Source organism: Spirochaetota bacterium (assembly GCA_038043445.1).
Lineage (GTDB): Bacteria > Spirochaetota > Brachyspiria > Brachyspirales > JACRPF01 > JBBTBY01.
Genome location: JBBTBY010000167.1, coordinates 21879 through 28204 on the forward strand (window position 1 = coordinate 21879; position 6326 = coordinate 28204).

Consider the following 6326-nt stretch of genomic DNA (forward strand, 5'->3'; position numbering starts at 1 on the left):
TCAGAACCCGAGCCGTTCGGCGACAAGAACGACGTGTATGCGTTTTATCGGCCATGAGCGGTGAATGATGCTCGTGTAGTAGCAGAGCCGGTTCTTATGACTGCAGTCGACGCAGGTGAGGGTTTCCACGCAGGGGGTATCGTTCTTGAAGCGGATATTGTTCATCACCGCGGCGGGAACTTTCGTTCGCGCCCGTGCTTCGTCCTCAGTGCGGCATATCTTGTTGACGCCGGCGACGATATAGACTTGCCGGGGGCCGAACATCATCGCCGCTACGCGGTTGCCGTTCTTGTCGAGATTGACGAGATGGCCGTCCATGGTAAGCGCGTTCGTGCCGGAAAGATACACGTCGGCGGAGAATGTCTCTCTCTCTACCCGTGCTTTTTCATCGGGGGTTATTCCCTTTTTTACGCGGTTGAGCAGATGGGGGTATTCGCCGTTGACGAGATAATCGATGATGCCTATCTCTTCGAGCGTGCGCGAACCGCCGAAGCCGATCTTCAATTCGCGGGTGAGACGCTCTTTGAGGAACGCGAACGCGTCTTCCTTTGTGTTCACCGCGGTGAAATCGAACTGATTCCTCGTGAACGCCGCAGAGAGATTCTTGACGACGAGCTCGTCATACATGTCCTGTTCGTTCGCCATGGGCGTTCCTACCAGTCGTCGAGTATCGGCTTCTTCGCCGCGTTGGTCGCCGGTTTCGTCGTTGTGGTGGTTGTCGTTGTCGTATTGGTCACCGGTTTGAGCGTCGTTGTTACGGGCGTTACCGTCGTCTTCTGCACGTTCGTTGTCGCGGTCGTCGTTGTCGTGGTGGTGGGGGCTGCGGAGAGCGCTTTGCTCACGGCATCCTGGAATTTCTTCTCGCGTTCGACGAGGATGCGTTCGGCTTCCTTGAGCGCTTTTTCCTTCTCATCGAGGAGCGTCTTCTTGCCGTTGAGCATATCCTCAAGTTTCTTGAGCTCGGCGCGCTGATCGTTGAGCTTCTTCTCGTACGCCTTGAGATCGGCTTCGCGGGTGTTGAGCTGCTTCTCGCGATCGTCGAGCTGTTTGCTCCGGGCATTGAGCTGTTTCTCGAATTCATCGAGCTGTTTCTTCTTCGCTTCCACTTCCTTCTCGCGCCTGATGACCTCTTTCTCTTTTTCCTCTACCTGCTTCTGCAGAATCTTTATCTCTTCGGCGAGCTTGAGAAGCTGCTCGCGCTTTTCAAGATAGTCGATGACCATGAGCTTCCAGTTCGCTTCGTTGGTCCTGTCGTTGGCGGGATAGAGCCTGAGGAATTCAAGGAATCGCGTCCGTGCCGGGGCATACTTCTCGGTCTCGAAGTAGACATTGCCTTTGTAGAAGGACACATAGTGCGCATACGGCGTGTTCCCGTAATAGCGGAGGAAGATATCCCCCCAGGTGTCGGTGCCGGGTGCGTCGTGCATGGCGTGCGCGGTCATGACGAGATTGTACGCGGAGCGCAGCTTGAACTCATAGGTCGCGTAGTTATTGGAATAGACACGGGCGTATTCATCACGGGCGTTCTGATAGTCGCCGAGATAGAAATACGAATTGGCCTTGCCGAATTCGGCGAGATAGAGCTCCGGGCCGTCGATGACGCGCGTGAGCGCATCGTACTCGGTGAGCGATTCGCGGTAGCGGCCGTCCGCGAAGAGCCGCTTTGCGAGATCGGTCTGCGCCTTCACGAGGTCCGATGTGCTGCCGGCGGAGCAGAGCATCGCAATGCCGATGAACGTGGCGAGATGTCGTATCATGACCGGCCTCCCCGGGAGAGAATATACGATAATGCCATGCGATATCCGTCCGCGCCGAAGCCGCTGAGTATGCCCTCGGCGATATCGGAAACGAATGAGCGGTGGCGGAATTCCTCGCGTTTGAATATGTTCGAAAGATGCACTTCGATGACGGGTATCTTTACGGCGAGTATCGCATCGCGTATCGCTACCGATGTGTGCGTATATGCCGCCGGGTTGATGATGAGCCAATCGGTTTTGCCGCGTAAATTCTGTATCGCAGTGACGATGTCGCCTTCGCTGTTCGATTGGAAGAACGCTATCGTATGGCCCGTTCCCGCATCCGCACGCATCTGTTCGTGTATCGATCCCATAGTGGCGGTGCCGTAGACGTCGGCTTCCCGCGTTCCCAGCATGTTGATGTTCGGACCCTGTATGACCGCTATATGCATGTTATTTCCATGGTTTTTACTATAAGTAACGGTATTTCCGGGAAGAACATTAATGAAAAAAGGGATGACCGGCCGATGAGTTCATGCTTTACAGGCGGTGAATGTACGGAGCGGATGTGTGATAGATATGGTGAATTCTAACGAGCAGGGAACAGCGGGTTGCAACCCGCTGTTCGTGCATATCACGGTTTTTATTGGCGCACATCGCTGGACATGATATGAATTTCTCTATATCATGTGCGTCGACCTGAGTGAGGTGATGTGCAATGAAGATCATGGTGTTTGCGCTTGCCATAGTTATCCCACTATCGATATTTGCCCGAACGTCCGTCCGCGAACTCTCCTATGCAGTGTATTCCACGAATACGACCACCAACGTATACCTGCAGACCATCGACCATGAGAAAGGCCTTGTCATGTACGGGCTTACGAACGATTCCATGCAGTACGTGATGGTATTCGATACCAATATCAACACGCGCTACTGGGGCTTCGTGAACCGCACGAACGGCAACTATATCCGCACCACGAACGAGGGCGCACTGCTCCGCTTCGGCGCGAAACTGCGCAGCAATGCCCCGATAGAGAAGGATATCGTCATGCCGAAGAACGGCGTGTATTATCCCGGTTTCGAACAGGCGGCGAGGAGAATGCTCGCGCTCGGCACCAATGTCATGCAATTTTACACGGTGCGCCCCGACACCGGCGACCTTTTCGAAATGGAGGTGAAGCTCATTGCGCGCGAAACGGTGAACATCGCCGGGAAAAAGGTCGATGCCGTCAAGGTGCACGGCGGGCTCGCCGGTTTCCTTTCGATATTCTGGGGCGGTTCCGATTACTGGTTCCGCGCCTCCGATCTCGAGTACATCCGCTTCAAAGGCGAGATGGGCCCTCCGGGGTCGCCGACCGCCGTCGTCGAGCTCGTTTCCGAAAAAGTTATCAGATAGCCGTTACTTCGGCGATACCCATTTTTTTGTCCGGGCGGAATCGTACATCGCTTCCATTACCGCGCTTCGGTATGCCGCCTCGCGTGCACCGACAAGTTCGCATTTCGCGCCGGTCACCGCATCGAGGAAAAGGTCGAATGCATGCGGCAGCGCGGGCGGGAGCTCGGTCAATGGGTTTTTCCCGTCAGAGCCGAATCTCTCTCCCTGTACAAAGAGCTGCCCGTTCGCGACATAGGCATGGCCTTCCGTACCGCTCACGATAACGCTTACCGGATGTGCGATATCCACCCATCCGCCGGCAAGCGATCCGACAGCGCCGCTCTTGAATTCGACAAGCCCTTCACCGTATTCATCCGTATTGCCGTAGCGTGATGTCGCCACATGGACATTCGCGGTGACCGACGCCGCTTCGCCCATGAGCCAGAGGAGAATGTCGAGTGAATGCGTGCCAAGGTCGCCGAACGCACCGCATCCTGCCTGCCTGATATCGGCCATCCAGCGCCATTCGGTGTCGAACCAGCCCTTGAGCGATCCTTGGTGGCAGTTCGTGTGCCGAATGCGGGTTATCTTGCCGAACTTCCCATCGGCTATCGCTTTGCGGAGGAATTGATGTATGGAACTTCCGCGCATGAAATATCCCGTCTGGAACATCACGCCGGCTTTCTCGATAGCGGATGCCATGCGGTATGCATCTTTTGCGCCGATGCCGAGCGGCTTTTCCACGAACATGTACTTTTTTGCTTCAGCCGCGCCGACAACAAGGTCGCTATGTCGGTCGGTCTCCGAGCAGATGACGACAGCATCGATGCTTTTGTCATCGAACGCTTCGTCCATTGCCGCGATGACACGCGAGTGCGGGAGCTGTTCTGCATTTTTCTTCGCGCGCTCGGCGTCGTGGTCCCACACCATATCGACACGGACATCGGTGCGGGAGGCGAGTTTTTTGACGAAATTCGGCGTGTGTATGTGCGCACATCCGATAAGGGCGATGTGTTTCATGGTTGTGTCCTTTTGGTGATGTGAAGCGCTATGCGAGCTCTTCTATCGTTACCTCGCGGCCTTTTTCCGAGCTCGCGTAGATGCCGTCGAGTATCTGCTGCACCATGCGCCCGTGCTCGCCGGTCGATGCGCTCTCGCGCTCGCCGCGGCATACCTCGACGAAGTGCTTCATCTTATATGCGAAATTGTCGTCGTTGGGGACGAAGCCCGGCGTTTCATTCCACATATAACCGTGTTCGTCCTTGAACACCGCGAGCGGTTCGAACGTGCCGCCGCCTTTCTCGCCCATTATCTGGAATGAGAAGATATCCTTTTCGATATGCGCCGCGAACGATGCCTCCACCGACATCATGGCGCCGTTATCGAAACGCACCATGCCGACGGCGAGATCTTCCACCGTATACGTCTTGTGGTCCCAGTTCGGCCACATGCCGAGCGCTTCCATCGGCTTGTTGCCGAGATATGTCCACGTCTTACCGCTCGCCGCCACCGGCTTCGGACACCCCATGACATAATGCGCCATCTCGCAGGCGTGCACGCCGATGTCTATCATCGGTCCGCCGCCCTGAAGGTCCTTTCTGCCGAACACGCCCCAGTTGGGGATGCCGCGTCGGCGGAGCGCCTGCACGCGTACGAAGAGTATCTTCCCGAACACGCCGTCGTCCGCCTGTTTCTTGAGGAGCACCGCTTTCGGGTGAAAACGCCATTGGAATCCGACGACGAGATGCTTTTTCGCTTTCTTCGCCGCATCGATCATGTCCTTGCATTCACGATTGTTCATGCCCATCGGCTTTTCTACTATCACATGCATTCCCGCTTCGAGCGCGGCAATGGTGTTCTCCGCATGAAGACCGTTCGGGGTGCAGACGCAGACGGCATCGATCTTCCCTTTTTCCTTTGCGAGCATTTCCCTGTAATCTTTGTATGTCCGCTGTACGCCCTGATCGGCCACGAATTTCTCGAGCCCCTTGTCGCTCACGTCCGCCGCAGAGACGAGCTCGACGCCTTCCACCTTCTTGAGGTTCTTCGCGTGCGTGTGGGCAATGCCGCCCGCACCGATGAATCCGACCTTCAGTTCTTTTCCCATGTGTTATCTCCTTGTTCCCACGCCGCTTGTACCCGGAGTGGCCATAGGTTATTGTGATGCGCTTAAGGTAATACCGCGGCTTCCAAGGGCTTGGACGGATAACAAATCCCTATGGACTAGATTTAGGGGTCTTCGGGGGTGCCGAAGCGCTCACGGTATGCGCTCGGGGACATGCCGGCGGCTTTCTTGAACACGCGGTTGAAATAGCTCAGGTCGTTGAATCCCGCATCGTGCATGAGATCGATGATGCCGCGCGATGTGTAGATGAGCAGCTGCTTCGCTTCGGTCAGCCGGCGATGCGTGAGCATGGTCTTTACCGTCATGCCGGTGGCGTGTTTGAACACCTGCGAAAGACGGGCAGGGGAGAGCCCGACCTCCTCGGCCATCATCTCATTGGTGATATCGTCCCTGAACCTGTCGTTGATGTAGATGAGCGATGCGAGCACGGCCGGCGTGAACGATGTCCCTTCCGTGCGGTGCCGTATGACGAGCATGAGGAGCGCCGAAAGGAGATGCGCTATGACCTGTTCACGGTACACCGCCTGCGATGAAAGTTCCCGGAGCATGAGCGTTGCGAGCGTCTCACACTGTGCAAGATCGCTGCCGACGGATATCGGCCCCGACCGCATGTCGTAGAACGGCGTGAGTATCTCCCCGCTCCCCGCGGTGCCGAGTATGTCCGGTGTGAACTCGATATTGAAATAATCCGGTTTACCGCTGTCCGAGCGCTCCGCCGCATGCGAGTGATAGGGCCCTACCAGATAGATATCCCCGCGTTTGAGGGCGTGCTCCGCCCCGTCGACGAAATGCCGCCCGCCGTCATTGACGACGACGAGTATCTCAAGGTATTCATGCGAGTGTTCGCCGAAGCGTTCACCGTTGAAATGGTGGACATGGACCGAGAAGCCGCTCCTGCGGATGCGATGGCGGTCGACTTTTCTCATATCTGAGAGTATACCGCATGAGCATGCGATTTCAAGGAAGCACGGAACTCAGCGCATTACACCTCGATGATCATCTCGGTACATATACATCTGTCAGGCATTCGGGTTCCGTTCTTTCTCGGCCTTTTCTCCGTGATCTCCGTGGTTTCTCTTTATCCTTA

At 56.1% G+C, this 6326-nt stretch carries 7 protein-coding genes; 1 reads left to right on the forward strand and 6 read right to left on the reverse strand.

All coding sequences use genetic code 11. The annotated features are described in order from the left end of the window. Genes AABZ39_20450 through aroQ form a run of 3 tightly spaced genes read right to left on the reverse strand, consistent with a single transcriptional unit; the run spans position 1 to position 2188 of the window. Positions 1 to 645, reverse strand: coding sequence for a lactate utilization protein (locus AABZ39_20450; GenBank protein ID MEK6797157.1), 645 nt, complete (start codon positions 643 to 645; stop codon positions 1 to 3). Positions 646 to 653: 8 nt separating this feature from the next. After that, positions 654 to 1757, reverse strand: coding sequence for a hypothetical protein (locus AABZ39_20455; GenBank protein MEK6797158.1), 1104 nt, complete (start codon positions 1755 to 1757; stop codon positions 654 to 656). Next, positions 1754 to 2188: a type II 3-dehydroquinate dehydratase gene (gene aroQ, locus AABZ39_20460; protein ID MEK6797159.1), complete on the reverse strand. Its 435-nt coding sequence runs from the start codon at positions 2186 to 2188 to the stop codon at positions 1754 to 1756. Before aroQ ends, AABZ39_20455 begins: the two co-directional genes overlap by 4 nt. Before the next feature lie 266 nt (positions 2189 to 2454). Here aroQ and AABZ39_20465 point away from each other — a divergent pair, with 266 nt between their 5' ends. Continuing rightward, positions 2455 to 3135: a hypothetical protein gene (locus tag AABZ39_20465; GenBank protein MEK6797160.1), complete on the forward strand. Its 681-nt coding sequence runs from the start codon at positions 2455 to 2457 to the stop codon at positions 3133 to 3135. A 3-nt stretch (positions 3136 to 3138) separates the two neighbouring features. Here the strand turns inward: AABZ39_20465 and AABZ39_20470 are convergent, their stop codons facing one another. The 3 genes from AABZ39_20470 to AABZ39_20480 all read right to left on the reverse strand — a co-directional run bounded on the left by AABZ39_20470 (position 3139) and on the right by AABZ39_20480 (position 6165). Continuing rightward, positions 3139 to 4134 (reverse strand): Gfo/Idh/MocA family oxidoreductase, encoded by a 996-nt coding sequence (locus AABZ39_20470; protein MEK6797161.1) that lies wholly within the window; start codon positions 4132 to 4134, stop codon positions 3139 to 3141. A gap of 28 nt (positions 4135 to 4162) precedes the next feature. After that, positions 4163 to 5221: a Gfo/Idh/MocA family oxidoreductase gene (locus AABZ39_20475; GenBank protein ID MEK6797162.1), complete on the reverse strand. Its 1059-nt coding sequence runs from the start codon at positions 5219 to 5221 to the stop codon at positions 4163 to 4165. A 122-nt stretch (positions 5222 to 5343) separates the two neighbouring features. Then, positions 5344 to 6165, reverse strand: coding sequence for an AraC family transcriptional regulator (locus tag AABZ39_20480; GenBank protein MEK6797163.1), 822 nt, complete (start codon positions 6163 to 6165; stop codon positions 5344 to 5346). Positions 6166 to 6326: the final 161 nt, after the last annotated feature.

What these genes read in the sequence shown, in the direction of transcription:
- AABZ39_20475 (MEK6797162.1), bottom strand. Translation starts at nt 5,221, where the DNA reads ATGGGAAAAGAACTGAAGGTCGGATTCATCGGTGCGGGCGGCATTGCC.
- AABZ39_20455 (MEK6797158.1), bottom strand. Translation starts at nt 1,757, where the DNA reads ATGATACGACATCTCGCCACGTTCATCGGCATTGCGATGCTCTGCTCC.
- AABZ39_20450 (MEK6797157.1), bottom strand. Translation starts at nt 645, where the DNA reads ATGGCGAACGAACAGGACATGTATGACGAGCTCGTCGTCAAGAATCTC.
- AABZ39_20470 (MEK6797161.1), bottom strand. Translation starts at nt 4,134, where the DNA reads ATGAAACACATCGCCCTTATCGGATGTGCGCACATACACACGCCGAAT.
- AABZ39_20465 (MEK6797160.1), top strand. Translation starts at nt 2,455, where the DNA reads ATGAAGATCATGGTGTTTGCGCTTGCCATAGTTATCCCACTATCGATA.
- aroQ (MEK6797159.1), bottom strand. Translation starts at nt 2,188, where the DNA reads ATGCATATAGCGGTCATACAGGGTCCGAACATCAACATGCTGGGAACG.
- AABZ39_20480 (MEK6797163.1), bottom strand. Translation starts at nt 6,165, where the DNA reads ATGAGAAAAGTCGACCGCCATCGCATCCGCAGGAGCGGCTTCTCGGTC.